This is a genomic window from Acinetobacter sp. YH12046 (assembly GCF_013419905.1).
Lineage (GTDB): Bacteria > Pseudomonadota > Gammaproteobacteria > Pseudomonadales > Moraxellaceae > Acinetobacter.
Window position 1 is genome coordinate 1 of sequence record NZ_VOZF01000022.1, and the last position, 17,574, is coordinate 17,574.

Here is a 17,574-nt window from a genome sequence, read left to right on the forward strand (position 1 = left end):
GAGATCCATGCACGTGTAGCAGTCCTTAACAGATTTACGGAATTAGGTCGCCCACTTACCCAAGTTACGCCTTAAATTTGGATCAATTAGGGGCGCTTTGCATTTCAAATCTTTGTGCAACAAAGCCATTTCGAGTTAGAAGTACTCAAATCTATGTAGTAATTTAAAATTTAAAGATCCTTCTATTTAGGATCTTTAAATTTATATATTGAGGTTTTAAAAATAATAAAAAATGATCTTTATGGAAAAAAAAAGAGAATTTTATTGAAAATAAATTAGCAGTTGTTGATTATTTAAAAATACATATCAGGTGTTTAGTTTTAATTTGATATCAAATAAGGAAAATAAATTATGAAATAGTAAATTAAAACCTATGAAATGACTTAAAAAGACATTAAGTTCAGAAGCTTAAATTTTGGAATGGCAATATATTACATAGAAAAATTTTTTATAAACAAAGATTATTTTATGATTTCAAAGAAATAATCTATTAATTTTTTAAATAAAAATTTTTAAGTAATTGATAATTAAAAATATATTTATTGATAATTAAGGTTTAATTTATAGTTTTACTCTCTTATATTGTGTTTTACTTTAGTTTAAATATTCAAGATTATGTAATATTTTGTTATTTGGTTTTATGCTTATGTAGTGTATAAATAATATACAGCTCTCCATGAGGGTAAAACACATGACTAAAGCAGAATTAGCTGTCTCCGCATTGGTCGTATTCCTTATTGCCTTGATGGTTTATGGAGTAGGACAATCATTGAGTTATTAAAATAACTTTTTTCTAATGATTCCCGTATGTAAATAAAGCCCTTCGTGGGCTTTATTTTGTTTTTAGTCTGAGTCTGAATCACTCTTCTGATTTTCAGAATATTCTAGTGCAGCTTTTTGTGCTTCTGCGGCGGCTTTAGCTTCCAAAGGAATAGCATCTGCTGCAATAGTAGAAGTACCATAAAGGCCTATCATAATGAGTATTAGAATTTTCGAAAACTGTTTCATATGAAATCCTCTAATTTTCTAAAACTTAATTTCAGTGTAGGGGATAAAACTCTCTGGGCATGTATGAGCGGTGTCTGCTTATGTAAGATATTCGGGCTTAGCGTGAAAACCCTTTCACCTTATGTAAGAACAATTATCTTATGAATTATTTTGTAGAATTAATTAAAGAAATGTTTTAGAAATTGAAAACATTAAATGTTCTTAAATTTATAACTTGGAAGATATAAATTTTATAACCTTAGAATTTAATTCCTTTAAAGAAAATATAACTATTTATTGAATAAAATAATGTGGATTAAAAAATAGTTCAAATAGGAACAATAAAAAATATTATAGAGCTAAGAATATTTGAACCTTAGCAGATTCTATGCAAGTAGTAGCACAATCAAAATTAATAAATTGTTAAACCTGAAAATAGTGGCAAGATGACTTTGAATACAGATCTAATAATCAATCTACCTTATCATGCATTTATTCCTTGACTGCGAAAACTATGGTCTACATTTTTGTAGCCTCTTATACTAAATACACTATTACTACGTTGGTCTGAGTCTGAACTGGCAATTATTGAGAATATGAATACATCAATGCTGAATCTGGATCATGGCCATGAAATGTACCCGCATCTTTCGTGAATTTTTTAAAGGATTTTATTCAGAAAACCATATTTATATTCAGAGTTAAAACAGGTATCAACATGCAACGCTATGTAAGCGATGTAAATACCTCGAATAAAGATCTAATCAGAATTGAATGACTTAACTAAAGATGCTTTTACATTGACGTATTTGGATACAGCTCAGCGATTGGCTTATTTTATATAAAGGTTAGAGTGATTAATGCAACTTCCAGTGATAGAGACAGTTCTCCAAAGGAGTTTATGCTATGGCTAAATCAAGAGCAAAACACAAGCAGGTTCAGCAAAAGGATAAAAAGGACAGTGCTCAAAATGAAGAGCAACAACAGCAACAGCAGCAACCCTCTAAACCATCTCGTGCGAAAAAGCGTAAATAAAATTTAGACCTGATTCAACAAAACCCTCAGCTGAGGGTTTTGTTATTTTTAAGACTGTTTCCGACAAATAATCTGGAAAAAACATCACTAAAAATAACAGGATTTTGACTTTAAATTTTTCTGTATTCCTTAAGATAAAACGAACCACTCATTAAACGGCAATGCGAGCTATTGTGAAAATTCCCAAAATCCTGCTTTTAATATTTTCCTTAAGTATATTACTTACTGCCTGTCAGCCACCGCCATCAGGTGAGCCAGCGGGCTGGAAAAGCCCGTATCTGTACTGGCAATTAAAAAAATCTGAGCTGATTAGACCGGTAGAAATTCCTGTACAAGGAGTAAAACCTCGCCAGATTCAGGATACTTGGGGTGGAGCGCGCAGTGAGGGACGTAAACACGAAGGAACCGATATTTTTGCTCAACGAGGTACACCGGTAGTCAGTGCGACCCAAGGGATCGTCCGCAAGATTGGAACCAATAATTTAGGAGGTAAAGTTATCTGGATTACTGGTCCGAATTTAAGCCAACATTATTATGCACATCTGGAGGATTATGCTGAACATATTCAGGAAGGAGACTGGGTAGAAGCAGGTGAAATCATTGCCTATGTCGGCAATACCGGTAATGCGAAAAATACACCACCACATTTGCATTATGGGATTTATCTCAGTGGGGAAGGTGCAACCAATCCTTATCCTTATTTAAAGGTAGAAGAATTGGAATAAGTGCAGGTGAATGTAAAAAAAATGTAAAAGATCGCCATCTAAAGAATGAAAAGCATAAAATAGCGTATCTCCCGCTTTTCCTGTTTTTATGAGTTTTGCTTATCGACCAGATATCGATGGCCTGAGAGCTATTGCAGTATCATTGGTTATTTTCAATCACCTGGGCTGGTCATTATTTTCTGGCGGCTATATTGGTGTTGATATTTTCTTTGTCATTTCCGGCTATCTCATCACGACCATTCTGACGCGCGATATTGAGTTGCAGCAATTTTCAATTGCACGGTTTTATAAGAAACGGGTGATCCGTCTGGCACCTGCATATTTTACTGTACTGGCAATTGTCAGTCTGATTGCTTGGCAGGTGATGTTGCCGGGTGAACTGACAGAATATTTTAAAAGTGTCATGTATGCGACTGTACTTATTGCCAATCTGTATATGCGAAATGAGGTGGGAGATTATTTCAGTCCGAATGTAGAAAATGTGCCGTTATTACATTTATGGTCACTGGGCGTAGAAGAGCAGTTTTATATTTTCTGGCCGCTCTTGCTATGGCTATTCTTGAGTAAGACCTCGCGTAAATATCTTTGGCTCGTCATCAGTGTATTCATTGTCGCTTTGGTTCTATATGCCCAGCAGCAACTGACTCAAAACCCGGCCAAAGCTTATTATAGTATGCCGGTACGGGCATTTGAGTTGTTGATTGGTGCATTGATTAGCTGCTTGCCAAAACCAAATCTGCCAAAAAAACTATTACAGGGATTGGTCTGGGCTGGGGTAAGTGTTCTATTTGCAACTGCAATTTATTTTGATCAGCAAACCCCATTCCCAGGACTGATGGCATTGATCCCGTGTCTTGCAACAGCACTGATTATTTATCTGGGACAATCCATAGCTTCAAGTAATTTATTGCTAATTAATCGTCTTAGTACATGGATTGGTAAAATTTCATATCCTCTGTATCTATGGCACTGGCCAATCATCGTGTTCTTTGGCATTTATATGCTGCCCTTGAATCTGGAAAATCAGATTATTATTGTTTTCCTATCACTTATATGTGCATTTCTGACTTATAAACTGGCTGAAACACCCCTGAAACGCTTTGTGATGGCTGCAAATTATAAAGTGATTATTCTTGGATTTCTGTTACCTGCAGTCAGTTTTATTGCGATCGCCCAAACCATCAAAACACATGAAGGTTTCCCGGAGCGTTTTCCAAAATCGGTGCATGACAAACAGGAAGCATTACACACGTATGCACATGTGATTCGTAGTAACTGCATGGATACCGCGGATCCAAATGTTTTACCCAATGCTCAAGATTGTGTCTTAGGACAATCTAAAGAAGATATTGATTTCCTGTTGATTGGCGATTCGCATGCCAATGCCTATACAGCAATGCTGGACGAATGGGCAAAGGATGCCAATTTACGCGGTTATGATGCAACGCAAAGTTCAACTTTTTATCTGCCAGGTGTGCAGCGATTTGAGTTAAAGCTGAATCAATGGAAAGAACTGACCAAATTCCAAAAACGTAATGATGCTATTACTGCACATCTTAAAGAAACCCATTATCCAATGATTATTCTGGCGGGATCTTATGCGCAGTATTTTGACGATGATGTAAAACTTAAAGATAGTGTTCATCATACTGAGGAAGAGATATTTAAAGCAGGTTTGATAAAAGCCTTAGAAATTGCCCATCAATCTAGTGATCAGGTGGTGCTAATTAATGATGTACCACATCTAGACTGGGAAGGGATTCCATCTGATTGTAATATTCGTAAAGAGATTCTTCATCGAGACGCTTCATGTACAGTTTCTCGAAAAAGTTATGAAGCACATTTAAAACCCTTTAATCATATTTTGGCAGAAGCAAAACTGAAATATCCGCAATTGAAAATTATTGATCCAACCAAAGTCATCTGTGATCAGCAGGCATGTAAAACGATGCTGAATGATGTACCTTTGTATCGTTTTAAAGATGATAATCATCTTAATGATCAGGGTTCACGGCAATTGGGTGTTGAATATCTAAAACAGTTTGGTAACCCGCTTAAAGATTTGAAGAAAGATTAAATGGAATAAAACCACGCTTAATGACGTGGTCTTATTCCTTGGGATTTGGGGCATTGACCGATTTTAATCTTTATTTAATTCTTTTCTTCTTGAATAGAAACCGGTTGCTCATTCGTCTTATATTTGGAGGAACGTGTATTCCAGACCAATTGCAAAGTTCCGGCTAATAAAACTAAAGCGGCCAGCATAAACTGTTGATGATAGTTCAATCCTAGATATTGCAGGGCGCTAAAACTCAATCCACCAATCAGCTGAACAGAGGCAAAACATAGAGTCGCAATACTCCAGAGCTTTTTATAGGCCAGTCCATACAGTTGCAAAATGGTATAAGAGGTAAGGAAAACTACAGCGGGATTCAACATTCCGGTAAAAAAAGAAGAACTGAAAGTGAGGAACGGGTTAGCATTTAAAGTCGCGATAAAAATCGCCAGAATATATACACTATAAAGAATCTTTAGGGCAGTAAAATTGCCAAATTTTCTTGCCAGGACATAAGCAGAAAAAGCACCTAAGGCACTGCCTAATCCATATAGAATCCAGTTAAAGTTAATCCAGAATAAGCTTAATCCTAGTTCATGGCTGAGATAGTCAATCCAGAACAGGGAATGCGGAATATAGGCAAATGCACTACAGGCATAAACCGCCAGTAAACTATAAAAGACTGTATTTAAAGGTACTTGAGCATGATGAGAAACAGATTGTTTAGCTAGATAGGGTTTAAATTGTGGTATCAGTAGGCTTAAGCAGATACAAATCATCAGGGCAAACCCACATAAGATCAGCCAGGCCGTACGTATGGAAATCTGGTCAAGATAAGGCAAAAACAGGGTAGCTAATAAAACCCCTAATCCAATCCCGCTAAAACCAATAAAATTGATTTTAAAACGGTCTTTTAAATCACAGCACTGAGCCACGATACTCGGTGACAAAATCATGAGCAGGCCACCACTAATACCGGAAATCACGCGCCAGCTGATATACCAGATTTCAGAAAACCCTGAAAAAGCGCAACAGAATAGGCTAACCATTCCAGCTATTGCAGCAAGCTGGATATAAGTACTCATGCTTCGGTCTTGGGGCAAGCGCATCGCTGCAAAAGCACCCATTAAATAGCCCAGCAGATTGGCACTACCTAAAAGACTGGCAAAGCTCGCGCTCCAGGCAAAGGCTTCACGTGTACCAGGTAACAGGGCAGTATAGGAAAAACGCAGAATGCCGATGCCTAAGCACATACTCAGGCAGAGAAAAAGGCTAAGCTTGACCGTATTTGAGGACATCCATGTACTCTTGGATTTTTATATTTGTTCAAAAAATAGCATGAATCATCAAGCTAAAGGAGAAAAGGCTGAATAGATTTTATTAAAAAAAGAAACTCTAGATTAACAGCATGCTTCTATTGTAAATATCTGTAAAGCTTATCGCGGAACTTTTTAGACAATAAAAAACCGCATTCATGAATGCGGTTTTTTGGAATTAATTTTATAAATTAACGCATTTTTGCCAAGAAACGGCCTAAACGGGTAATCGCTTCACGCAGTTCATTTTCTGCTGGCAGGAATACCACACGGAAGTGATCCGGTGTTGGCCAGTTGAAACCAGTACCTTGAACCAATAGAACTTTCTCAGCACGTAACAGATCAAGCATCAGTTTCTCGTCATCTTCAACCGGATAGATTTCAGGATCAAGACGAGGGAAGCAGTACATTGCACCTTCAGGCTTCACACAAGACACCCCTGGAATCTCGTTTAGCATTTCCCAGGCAATATTGCGTTGTTCATATAGACGGCCACCTGGGCGGATCAAGTCATTAATAGATTGATAGCCACCAAGTGCAGTCTGAATTGCATATTGTGCTTGATGATTCGCGCAAAGACGCATTGAAGCCAGCATATCCAAGCCTTCAATGTAGTCCATTGCACGTGATTTATCACCAGTAATTGCCATCCAGCCTGAGCGATAGCCAGCAATACGATAGGCCTTAGATAAACCGTTGAACGATACACATAATTGCTTGCCTGCGAGTGAAGCTACTGACACATGTTCAATGCCATCGTAAACGATCTTGTCATAGATTTCGTCTGCAAACAGGATTAAGTCATATTTCTTCGCCAAATCAACGATTTGCTGTAATACATGACGCGGATAAACCGACCCAGTTGGATTATTCGGGTTGATAATCACGATCCCGCGGGTATTTGGCGTGATTTTGCTTTCCATATCCGCAATATCTGGATACCAGTGATCTTCTTCATCACATTTATAGTGAATCGCAGTACCGCCAGACAGGTTCACTGCCGCAGTCCATAATGGATAATCCGGCATTGGAATCAGCATTTCATCACCGTCATCCAGTAGGCCTTGCATCGCCATTACAATCAGTTCAGATACGCCATTGCCGACATACACGTCGTTCACGTGCATATCCAGAATGCCTTTTTGCTGGTAATACTGGCAGATCGCTTTACGTGCCGGGAAAATCCCTTTGGAATCCGTATAACCAATCGCATTTGGCAGGTTCAGTGCAACATCATTAATGATTTCTTGCGGGGCTTCAAAGCCGAATGGGGCGGGATTCCCGATATTCAGTTTAATAATTTTATGTCCGGCTTCTTCCATCTCGTTGGCCGCTCGTAACACTGGTCCGCGAATGTCGTAGCAAACATGCTCAAGCTTAGACGATTTCTTGATCTCGCGAGGGGGGGTGTTACCAATACCGGACATAATTCCATCCAATTAATTTTTAAGTTAAACCTATAGATTACGCAAATATCACAATCTATGCTGAAATTTCGCTAGAAATTTTTTCATCTCTAGCGTAAATATGGAAGTACTGAAGCATGACATTGAATGTCAAAGATTTAAAGGAGTTAGTGATGGGAAAACTCAATAAAACAGACCGGGAATGGCAAAGAGAGTTATCACCAGAAGAGTTTCGCATTACGCGTGAAAAAGGAACTGAACCGGCATTCACAGGTAAGTACTGGAATACAAAACAGGAAGGGACTTATGTCTGCCGTTGCTGTGGTACGCCACTGTTTTCTTCAACCACTAAATATGACAGCGGTTGCGGCTGGCCAAGTTTCTATCGTCCTGTGAGCAGCTCAGTTGTAGAAGAATTACCTGATACTTCACATGGTATGGTGAGAACAGAAATTGTTTGCCATCATTGTGATGCACATTTGGGGCACGTTTTCCCGGATGGTCCGGAACCGACTGGCTTACGTTATTGTGTAAACTCGGCCTCTTTAGAATTACAAACACAAGAAAAAACTGACGAGGAAACTTATCCATGACCAGCATTTATCAGTTTGAAGCTGAGTTGTTAGATGGAAAAAACAAACGGCTTGCAGATTATGAAGGGAAAGTACTTTTAATCGTAAATACCGCGAGCAAATGTGGTTTCACTCCACAATTTGCAGGTCTGGAAAAGCTTTACCAGAAATATAAAGAGCAGGGACTGGAAGTTTTAGGTTTTCCATGCAACCAGTTTGGCGGACAGGATCCGGGTTCAAATGAACAGATCGGAGAGTTTTGCCAGAAAAATTATGGGGTTTCTTTCCCGATGTTTTCCAAGGTGGATGTAAAAGGTCCGGAAGCGCATGCAATCTTCCGTTACTTGACCAATAATTCCAAAGGAATTCTAGGAAATGGTATTAAGTGGAATTTCACCAAATTTCTGATTGGTCGTGATGGCAAGGTATTAAACCGTTTTGCACCTACCACCAAACCTGAAGATCTCGAAACAGAAATTGAAAAGGTTTTATAAGTTTATTTGAAATTTCTAATTTCTAATGAATAGAAAATAAGTGAAATAGAAGAATAATTTGTAGCCAAAATCCATAAAAAACCCACTTCTGGAAAGTGGGTTTTTTATTTGTGTTTAGATCTTAAAAGATTAAAGAATCGCTTTTAAACGCTGAATTACCTGTTCACATTGTGCCAGATCAGCCACCAATGCCAGACGCACATGATTTTCACCCGGGTTACCTTGCGTAGTTTCACGAGACAGATAACGGCCTGGCAATACTTTGATATGCGCTTTTTCCATCAACATTTTGGCAAAAGCTTCATCATTGTCCACTTTGAGCCAATAGTAGAAACCCGCATCCGGTTTTTTCAGCGGAAGCAAGTGCCCCAATTCTTTCTGGAACAGATCGAACTTGGCACGATACTGTACCCGGTTTTCTTCCACATGCGCTTCATCACTCCAGGCTGCAATTGATGCTAACTGGTGTTGCACCGGCATCGCTGCACCGTGATAAGTACGGTATTGCAGATAAGGTTTGAGTAAAGTGGCATCACCTGCAACAAAGCCTGAACGCATGCCTGGCAGGTTGGAGCGTTTAGATAGAGAATGGAAAACGACACAGTTTTTATAGTCATCTCGGCCAATTTCTGCACACACTTCCAGTAAACCTGTCGGGGCGTCATCAAACCAGAGTTCTGAATAGCATTCATCAGAAGCAATGACAAAATCATATTTGTCTGACAGTGCAATCAGCTTTTTAAACTGCTCTTTAGAAAGAACAGCACCTGTTGGGTTGCCCGGTGTACACACAAATAACAGGGCAGTTTTTTCCCAGACTTCAGCCGGAACTGCATCAAAGTCGCCTAAGTAATCATTTTCTTCAGTACAGTTAATGAAATAAGGTTTTGCACCTGCAAGCAGGGTAGCACCTTCATAAATCTGGTAGAAAGGGTTTGGCATTACCACATAAGGCACATCTTCACGATTGATCAAAGCTTGGACAAAAGAAAAGATTGCTTCACGGGTACCAGAGACCGGTAATACATTGCTGTCTGCACTGATGCTATTCAGTTTAAAACGGCGAGTCAGCCAGTTGGCAATGCTTTCTCGTAATTCAGGTAAGCCTTTGCTGTTCGGATAAGTCGATAGATGCTGGAAATTATCGATAATCGCCTGTTTCACGAACTCGGGTGCTGGATGCTTTGGTTCACCAATTGAAAGGGGAATCAAAGGCATATTCGCAGGCTGGATATCCGCGAAAAGTTTATTTAACTTTTCAAACGGATATGGATGCAATAAAGACAAGCTAGAGTTCATGAATGTGTTACCGAGCAGTGTGTTAGTGTTGAGCATTGACCTGATGTGAGGCCTCATCCAGAGCAGCTTTTAATGCCGCTGCAAAATTGTCAGACTCTATTTGGGTCATTGGGCTGCCATCTTTTTTGGTGACAAAGAAAATATCTTCAGCACGTTCGCCAAGCGTAGCAATTTTGGCAGAGTGAATATCCAGACCCTGCATCATAAATAAACCGCCAATTTTCGCAAGTAAACCAGGATGGTCAAGTGTCGCAATTTCAACCATATTCTGGTTTAAAGCTTCATTAAGGGTGATATCGACGGTATTTTCAATATCAAAATGACGTAACTGACGCGGAATCCGGCGCTGCATCAGACCTGGATATTCATCAGAATGACTTAAGGCATCCTGTAAGGCTTCAATGACAGTTGCCTCACGTTCCGGATCGGTCAATAACGTGCCAAAACGGTCAAGGACGACATAGGTATCCAAACTGAAAGCTTTGGTTGCGGTAATAATCCGGGCATCCTGAACGTCCAGATTCATGCGGTCCAGAACAGCAACCGTGGTGGCGAACAGATTTGGTTTATCTTGGGTATAGATGAAGATCTGCACGGCATCTTGTGCATATTTACGATGCGCACGCATTAATACCAATGGTGCAGGATTATCCCCATGTTCCAGAATGGCACGGGTATGCCAGGCGATTTCATCGGCAGATTCTTTCAGGAAGTAGTCATCGCCCAGTTCCTGCCAGACTTTTTCGACATCATAAAGCGAGAAATGTTCTACCAGACGTTCACTGGCTTCGAACTTGGTATCTTCAATCAGCATCTGGTAATCAACCGGACGGCCCAAGCCAGAACGAATCACATCACGCGCATGCGTATAGAGTTGACGCATCAAAGATGAACGCCAGGTATTCCAGAGTTTTGGATTGGTCGCATTAATATCTGCCACGGTTAGGGTATACAGATAATCCAGATGCTCCATATCTCCCATTTTTTCAGCAAATTCTTTGACCACATCCGGATCGGAAATGTCTTTTTTCTGTGAGGTCACTGACATGGACAAATGGTTTTCAATCAGCCAGGCAACCAGATTGCATTCACGTTCGGTAAAGCCATGGGTACGGCAGAACTGAATCGCATCGGCTGCACCAAGCTCACTATGATCACCGCCACGACCTTTGGCAATGTCATGGAAAATAGCCGCTAGATAAACAATGTCACGACGTGCCAGACGCTGGAACACGGAGCTGACCACTGGGAATTCTTTGGCAAATTCGGGTTCTTTGAAGCGGTTCAGATTGCGGATCAAGAGCAGGGTATGTGCATCCACGGTATAGATATGGAACAGGTCATATTGCATCAAGCCGGTAATCTGTCCGAAAGCCGGAATATATTTGCCCAGAACACCATAACGTTTCATCGCAACTAGCGTTTCGTACAGGCGATGCGGTGAACGAATGATGGCCATAAACAGGGCTTGGTGTACCGGATTATCACGGAAATCCTGATCAATACGTTTAGCTGCCAGAGTAAGCAGACGTAAAGTACGAGCACGAATACCCTCAATTTCAGGACGATTGGCCAGCAAATAGAAGATTTCCAGAATGGCACTTGGCTTTTCCGAGAAAATCTTGTGATGTTGAACTGCTAACTTGCCATCGACCAGTTTAAAGTTTTCATTAATTTCTTCAATCTGGCGTTCATATTGGGGTAAACGTGGGGTAATGACTGATTCATTAAAATAAGCCAGTAGCATTTCATTCAGAGTCGAAACCTGCTGCGCGCTACGGTAATAGCGCTTCATGAACTGTTCGATTGGATAGTTCGGTGACTGACCTTCTTCACGGGTATAGCCAAACATCGCTGCAATATCCCGTTGATAATCAAACAGCAAGCGGTTTTCATCGCGCTTGGTCAGGCGGTGTAAATGATGACGAATTTCCCAGAGAAAGCTTTCAGCTTCTTCGAGTACGGCAAGTTCAAACTCTGAAATAAAGCCCAGATGCACCAGGTCATAAATACGGTTGACACGGAAATGACGTTTGGCAATCCAGCCAATCTGGTTAATATCACGGATACCGCCCGGTGCATTTTTAATATCCGGTTCCAGATTGCTTTCAGTATTATTGTGCTGAGCATAGCGTTTGTGCTGCTCGTCCATTTTCGCATCAAAAAAGGTTTTATCAGTCCAGGTTTGTGACACGATCCGGCGTGGCCACTTGGTTAAATTTTCATTGCCAATAATCAGACGTGCCTCGATCAAGGACGTCGCTACAGTAAGGTCGCTGCTGGCCTGATTGACACATTCATTGATGGTACGAACACTGATGCCCGGTTTGAAATTGCCCACATCCCAAAGCGAAGAAATAAAGCTGGAGATCAGCTTTTCCTGCTCTGAAGTGAAATCATCTTCTGAGAGGATCATGATATCGACATCTGAATATGGCAGCATTTCGCGGCGGCCATAACCGCCGACTGCGAAAAGCGCCAAATCGGTCTGATCAAGTTCAGCATGATTCCACAGAAATTGCAGGGCTTCATCAATCAGGTTAGAACGAGCCTGAATGATGTCACGGATGGACTGTCCATTTTCAAAACATTCCTGAAGCTGATTTTCTACATCGCTACGCCATTGATTGATCGCTTTGATGTCATTGTGACTTTTAATGTAATTCAGCAGCGGGGAGGTATTGATCATGAACAGTGGTCCGTTGTATTTACTTAATTTTGATGAACATTAACTTGGTCAGCAACCTGTTGAGCCAGCTCGCGAGCCTGTTCAATGCTTTCTGCACGCGCAGTCGCGACACCCATACGGCGGCGTTTAAAACCTTCAGGTTTACCAAACAGGCGTAAATCGGTATCGGCATGGGCTAAAGCAAGATTCAGGCCAGAAAATGAAAGATTGCGATCATCGACACCTGCGTAAATCACGGCACTGGCAGCCACACTATGGCGAGCTGTATTGACTGGTAAGCCTAAAATAGCACGGGCATGCAGTTCAAATTCACTCTGGAACTGGGAAGCCAAAGTGACCAGACCAGTGTCATGCGGGCGAGGTGAAACCTCACTAAACCATACTTTGTCGCCTTTGACAAAGAGTTCTACACCAAAAATGCCGCAACCGCCCAATGCCGTGGTGACTTTATTGGCGATACGTTTTGATTCTTCCAGAGCAGCTGGGCTCATTGGCTGAGGCTGCCAGCTTTCTACATAGTCGCCTGAGTCCTGACGATGTCCAATCGGATCACAGTAAGAAGTTTCGATTTCGCCAGTTTGAGGATTCTTAGCCCGCACAGTAAGCAGGGTAATTTCAAAATCGAAATCAATCTGTGATTCGACAATCACTTTGCCCTGATTAACTCGACCACCTGTTTGCGCATATTCCCAGGCAGCATCGACTTCTTCAAAACTTTTCACGCGAGATTGGCCTTTACCTGAAGAAGACATCACCGGTTTCACAAAGTTTGGATAGCCAATGTCATCACAGGCTGCGCGGAAAGATTCCAGAGAATCGGCGAAGCGATAAGCAGAGGTCGGTAAGCCTAGTTCTTCAGCTGCCAGACGACGAATGCCTTCACGGTTCATGGTCAGGTTCACTGCTTTAGCTGAAGGAATTACGGTTGCAATATTCTGTTCTTCAATTTCAACCAGCACTTCGGTCGCAATCGCTTCAATTTCAGGAACAATGAGATGCGGCTGAATTTTTTGAATAAGCTGTTTGAGTTCCGCTGCATCTGCCATATTTAAGGCATAAGAAAAATGTGCCACCTGCATGGCAGGAGCATCTGCATAACGATCTGCAGCATGAACTTCTACACCTAAACGTTGCAAGGAAATCACCACTTCCTTACCTAGTTCTCCTGAACCTAGCAATAGAACTTTAAAAGCTGAAGATTGAAGAGGAGTACCAATAGTCACGTTCATGTGTATTATCCATGCTTGATTTTATGGACTTTTAGCATAACAGAACTCAATGCCGAGATAAGCCGAGTTTCATACAAAATTGTGATATTGGCCAGCAGTTTTATTTATAAAAGTTTATAGAGAATTGCATCTGAAATCAGGCAGTTCGCTTTATTGTATTTTTCATAGGGTTTAAATGATAAATCCGGTTTTGCGGATTGGGTTTTTCCATATGCAGAATTTGCTTGTCATTGAGCTGAAGTTGATGGAGAAGTTTCAGACTTTGTATTCTCTTAAAGGCATAAAAGGGAATCACAAAAGGACAGATAAAACCAAATATCCATAGCAATAAACCAAATCCTGAAAATTGCAGTGCATCGAGGAATACAGTGAAAAAGTGGAATTGATGATTTGACACTGCGACAAGTGCAAAAAATAGAAACAGTAAAATTATACTAAAGCAAAATACATAAATGAGATTTGGAATGCCTTTATGTAGCAGGCTCCAACGGCTAAAAATGATTTGTTTGGGATGCAGATGGATTACCTGTTGAGTCTGGTTATATAGGACAACGATTTTATTTTTGCCATGCTTCTGAATATAAATGACACGGACATGATCTGCGGGTTCAGCAACCACTTCTACAAAATGACCAGTAAAATTCTGTGCATTGATAAAACATTCAAAATAACAGCCGGGTAATTCGTATTGATTAAAAATAGCTAACATTTCATCACGTCGATGATGAATAAAAATTTTCCCTTCAATCATTTGCTTTGGCTCGAACATGCCAATATTTTCCTTATTTTTCTTCTTATATCAAAAAGACTTATGCATTTAATTTAGCATAAGTCTTGAATGAGATTTCTAATTTACTAAAAGGCTTAAAAAGGCATGGGGATATAGGTATAAATCAGGCCATAGGTTAAGGCTGCAGTTAAGGTCGCCATGACAATTTTCTTAAACTTAAAATACAGTCCAGCCAGCACAATAAAACCGATCAGCATGGCAAAGCTTTTATCTGGCGTTTCCAATAAGGGCGGTAAGGTCGCCACAACCAGCATGGAACTGATGGCAGCAATTCCAATCGAACCCAAGGCAATTTTCAACCATAGCGCACCACGTTTTTGCGAACCCTGCTGAAATTTTTGAATCACATAGAATGGACCAAAACGTGAGGCAAAATTGGCAATCCCGACAATAATCCCGACCAAAATAATTTCAAGATTCATGATTGATCTCCTGCATATTCAGGATCTGGTTTTTTCAGCACATAGTGCTTGAACAGGCCGGCCAAAATGCCGGAACTGATGCCGATAAAGATCGCAGCGGACAGATCGATAAAATAACAGGCAACTGCTGAGACAATAATCGTGATGGTCACCACAAAGGTGTGTTTCTTTTCAAAGGCTGCCAATAAGAAACTTAAGAACAGGGCAGGTAGCAGGAAATCTAAAGCCGCCTGCAAGAATTGTGGCAGGTGACTGACTTGATCAGCAAATAAGCCGCCTAAAAATGAACCTGTCGCCCAAGATAGCCAGCTAAATAGACTCAGACCGAGCATCCACGACTCTGACCATTCCTGACGCCGTTGTGACAGCTTGATCATACCTGAAGCAAAGACTTCATCAGTAAGACCCCAAGCCCAGACTGCGGTTTTCTTCAGGTTTAAACGATCTTGAATCAGGTTTTGTAAAGCTGGGCCGTATAAAAGATGACGAATGTCCAAGGCAATCACGGTCAATGCAGTCATCCAGATCGAAGTACCGCTACCAAGTAACGCTACAACTAAAAACTGACTGGCACCGGCATACATGGAGCAGGACAGAAATAAGGCTTCCCAGGCAGTAAAGCCGAACTGGGTGGCAGAAACGCCAAAGGCAAAGGAGACCGGAAGGTAAGTAAATATAATGGCCTGGCTATCTTTGGCACCTTGCCAGAAACCGGCAGGTTGCATCGCTACTGGATTGTGGTCAGACACAAAACACCTTGAGGGAGAGAGTTAAAACAGGGATTAAATCAAGATTGTGTATTGTACGCGAATTTACTAGCATAGTGCCGAAATGTTTAACTGGCGATTCTGATATGTTGATGTTCAAGACACGTGCAATGCTGGTCGGTGTTTTAATCGGCAGCACCTTATTTCTTCAAGCTTGTGGAAATGACAGTCAAGCGCCAAAAGCCGAAATTAAAGCGGCACCTAAACTCTCTAATGATGCGACCACTTATGCCAATGCTGCATGGCAATTCATGAATGAAGTCGATCCGCTGGTTTATAACAAGGAAATGGAACAGATAGATGCTCAGGTACGTCAACCGGCCCGTAAATTGAGTACTGACTGGCGCATTAATGTGAAAATGACTGACTCAGTGACGGAAGGAAAATATGCCTTATGTCGCAAGGCGTTAACCAGTCTGGAAATCTGGGCACGTAGCACCGTTGAAAATAGCAGTAGTGTGGCACAGAAACAGGCCGACTATGAGCGTGATAAACAGCAATGTCAGGGAGCTATTGCTCATCCTGAACTGGGAAATACTGATCCAAAGCAGAAAGGTAATGCAGTAGCTGAACAGTCTTAATCGGGTTTTATAATCTTCAGGCGGGACTTCGGTTCCGCTTTTTTGTTATAAAAAACGATTCTATTTATATAAATAAACAATAATTAAAATCAAAAAGATTGCCCTGAATCATTAAAAAAGTCCTATAATTGACTCATAATCAAGCGATTTAGAGATAAAAGTTAATTTTTGGAGTCATTTTAAATGTTTAATAAATTGTTTTTAGCGATAAGTATGAGTGCTGTTTTAGTAAGTGGAGTACAAGCTTCTCATGCGTGTGAAGTGGCACCATGTACCAATGGCTTCGATAGCGTCAATGTCTGTGAATTGCGTTCTTAAATTTTAAATCCATCTCCCTATAGAAAAAATTAAACAGCAAAAATTAAAAGAAGCCTCAGAATAAGGCTTCCCATACAATAGACGATCATGTCTTAAAGCAACATGAACAGACGTTCTAGATACAACACTGCTCCGCCCAAAAGTATACTGAGGCCGCAGAGCAAACGTAAAGAGTGCCAAGACATGAGATTACGTCCTACTGTGTTCATTTATGTTGAAAGTGCTTCTAGATAACGGCGATTCACTTCCTTCCAGTTCACAACATTAAAGAAAGCGGCAATATATTCAGGACGACGGTTCTGGTATTTCAAATAGTACGCATGTTCCCAGACATCCAGACCTAGAATCGGGGTATTGCCATGCATGAGGGGTGAGTCCTGATTGGCGCTGCTTTCTATGATAATGGTTTGATCAGGTGCCACGCTGAGCCAGGCCCATCCGCTACCAAAACGGGTCAGGGCTGCCTTGGTAAAAGCTTCTTTAAAGGCTTCAAAGCCGCCAAGCTCCTTGTCGATCGCCTGTGCAATTTCACCTTCAGGATTGCCACCTCCACTTGGACTCATTACTGTCCAGAACAGGGAATGGTTGGCATGACCGCCGCCATTATTAATCACATTATTTTTCAAATCTTCAGGGACCTGATTGGCTTTGCTCACCAGTTCTTCTACAGAAAGATCTTCCCATTCTGTGCCTTCAATACCTGCATTGATGTTGTTGATATAAGTTTGATGGTGCTTGGCATGGTGGATTTCCATGGTTTTAGCATCAATATGCGGTTCCAATGCATCATAAGCATAAGGGAGTTCGGGAAGGGTATAGCTCATTTTTAATTGTCCTTAAGCGTGATTGAGTGAGTGGAATTCTCGACTAAATTTTAAAATACGCTTG

General features: G+C 40.8%; 16 protein-coding genes. 6 read left to right on the plus strand and 10 right to left on the minus strand.

The features are described from left to right. Nucleotides 1-843: 843 nt before the first annotated feature. Complete coding sequence (locus FTU03_RS11755) at nt 844-1,008, minus strand: hypothetical protein (protein WP_179993072.1); 165 nt, start codon at nt 1,006-1,008, stop codon at nt 844-846. Nucleotides 1,009-1,893: 885 nt separating this feature from the next. On the opposite strand from FTU03_RS11755, the gene FTU03_RS16245 reads away from it, so the two are divergent. The 3 genes from FTU03_RS16245 (at nt 1,894) to FTU03_RS11765 (ending at nt 4,824) form a co-directional block, all read left to right on the plus strand. After that, nucleotides 1,894-2,022 (plus strand): hypothetical protein, encoded by a 129-nt coding sequence (locus FTU03_RS16245; protein WP_004784138.1) that lies wholly within the window; start codon nt 1,894-1,896, stop codon nt 2,020-2,022. Between the two features lie 161 nt (nt 2,023-2,183). Continuing rightward, nucleotides 2,184-2,747 carry a M23 family metallopeptidase gene (locus FTU03_RS11760; protein WP_179993073.1) on the plus strand — a complete coding sequence of 188 codons (564 nt, stop codon included), beginning with the start codon at nt 2,184-2,186 and terminating at the stop codon, nt 2,745-2,747. Nucleotides 2,748-2,835: 88 nt separating this feature from the next. Then, complete coding sequence (locus FTU03_RS11765; protein WP_179993074.1) at nt 2,836-4,824, plus strand: acyltransferase family protein; 1,989 nt, start codon at nt 2,836-2,838, stop codon at nt 4,822-4,824. Nucleotides 4,825-4,898: 74 nt separating this feature from the next. Here FTU03_RS11765 and FTU03_RS11770 read toward each other — a convergent pair whose 3' ends face one another. Beyond that, nucleotides 4,899-6,101, minus strand: coding sequence for a YbfB/YjiJ family MFS transporter (locus tag FTU03_RS11770; protein ID WP_179993075.1), 1,203 nt, complete (start codon nt 6,099-6,101; stop codon nt 4,899-4,901). 209 nt (nt 6,102-6,310) lie between these two features. Continuing rightward, on the minus strand, nt 6,311-7,546 hold the full coding sequence (locus FTU03_RS11775) for a pyridoxal phosphate-dependent aminotransferase (RefSeq protein WP_004784132.1): 1,236 nt from the start codon (nt 7,544-7,546) through the stop codon (nt 6,311-6,313). A gap of 152 nt (nt 7,547-7,698) precedes the next feature. Here FTU03_RS11775 and msrB point away from each other — a divergent pair, with 152 nt between their 5' ends. Further along, complete coding sequence (msrB, locus tag FTU03_RS11780; protein ID WP_004784131.1) at nt 7,699-8,118, plus strand: peptide-methionine (R)-S-oxide reductase MsrB; 420 nt, start codon at nt 7,699-7,701, stop codon at nt 8,116-8,118. Continuing rightward, nucleotides 8,115-8,591, plus strand: a complete 477-nt coding sequence (locus FTU03_RS11785; RefSeq protein WP_004784130.1) for a glutathione peroxidase — start codon at nt 8,115-8,117, stop codon at nt 8,589-8,591. The genes msrB and FTU03_RS11785 overlap by 4 nt, the downstream gene beginning before the upstream one ends. 129 nt (nt 8,592-8,720) lie before the next feature. Here FTU03_RS11785 and dapC read toward each other — a convergent pair whose 3' ends face one another. From dapC to FTU03_RS11815, 6 genes are all read right to left on the minus strand, one after another. Next, nucleotides 8,721-9,890, minus strand: coding sequence for a succinyldiaminopimelate transaminase (gene dapC, locus FTU03_RS11790; RefSeq protein WP_179993076.1), 1,170 nt, complete (start codon nt 9,888-9,890; stop codon nt 8,721-8,723). 22 nt (nt 9,891-9,912) lie between these two features. Then, nucleotides 9,913-12,579 carry a [protein-PII] uridylyltransferase gene (gene glnD, locus FTU03_RS11795; RefSeq protein ID WP_179993077.1) on the minus strand — a complete coding sequence of 889 codons (2,667 nt, stop codon included), beginning with the start codon at nt 12,577-12,579 and terminating at the stop codon, nt 9,913-9,915. Between the two features lie 23 nt (nt 12,580-12,602). Then, entirely contained in the window at nt 12,603-13,817 is a 1,215-nt protein-coding gene (gene purT, locus FTU03_RS11800) for a formate-dependent phosphoribosylglycinamide formyltransferase (protein WP_171521865.1), read from the minus strand. 127 nt (nt 13,818-13,944) lie between these two features. Further along, nucleotides 13,945-14,577 (minus strand): hypothetical protein, encoded by a 633-nt coding sequence (locus tag FTU03_RS11805; protein ID WP_257218506.1) that lies wholly within the window; start codon nt 14,575-14,577, stop codon nt 13,945-13,947. Between the two features lie 95 nt (nt 14,578-14,672). Next, complete coding sequence (ygaH, locus tag FTU03_RS11810) at nt 14,673-15,020, minus strand: L-valine transporter subunit YgaH (RefSeq protein ID WP_163169516.1); 348 nt, start codon at nt 15,018-15,020, stop codon at nt 14,673-14,675. Beyond that, on the minus strand, nt 15,017-15,745 hold the full coding sequence (locus FTU03_RS11815; protein WP_179993099.1) for an AzlC family ABC transporter permease: 729 nt from the start codon (nt 15,743-15,745) through the stop codon (nt 15,017-15,019). Before FTU03_RS11815 ends, ygaH begins: the two co-directional genes overlap by 4 nt. 128 nt (nt 15,746-15,873) lie before the next feature. Between FTU03_RS11815 and FTU03_RS11820 the strand changes: the two genes are divergently transcribed. After that, the gene (locus tag FTU03_RS11820; protein ID WP_159123256.1) at nt 15,874-16,368 is read left to right on the plus strand and encodes a hypothetical protein; all 495 of its coding nucleotides are present in this window, start codon (nt 15,874-15,876) and stop codon (nt 16,366-16,368) included. 527 nt (nt 16,369-16,895) lie between these two features. Here the strand turns inward: FTU03_RS11820 and FTU03_RS11825 are convergent. Next, nucleotides 16,896-17,510 carry a superoxide dismutase gene (locus FTU03_RS11825; protein WP_179993079.1) on the minus strand — a complete coding sequence of 205 codons (615 nt, stop codon included), beginning with the start codon at nt 17,508-17,510 and terminating at the stop codon, nt 16,896-16,898. Nucleotides 17,511-17,574 lie beyond the last annotated feature (64 nt).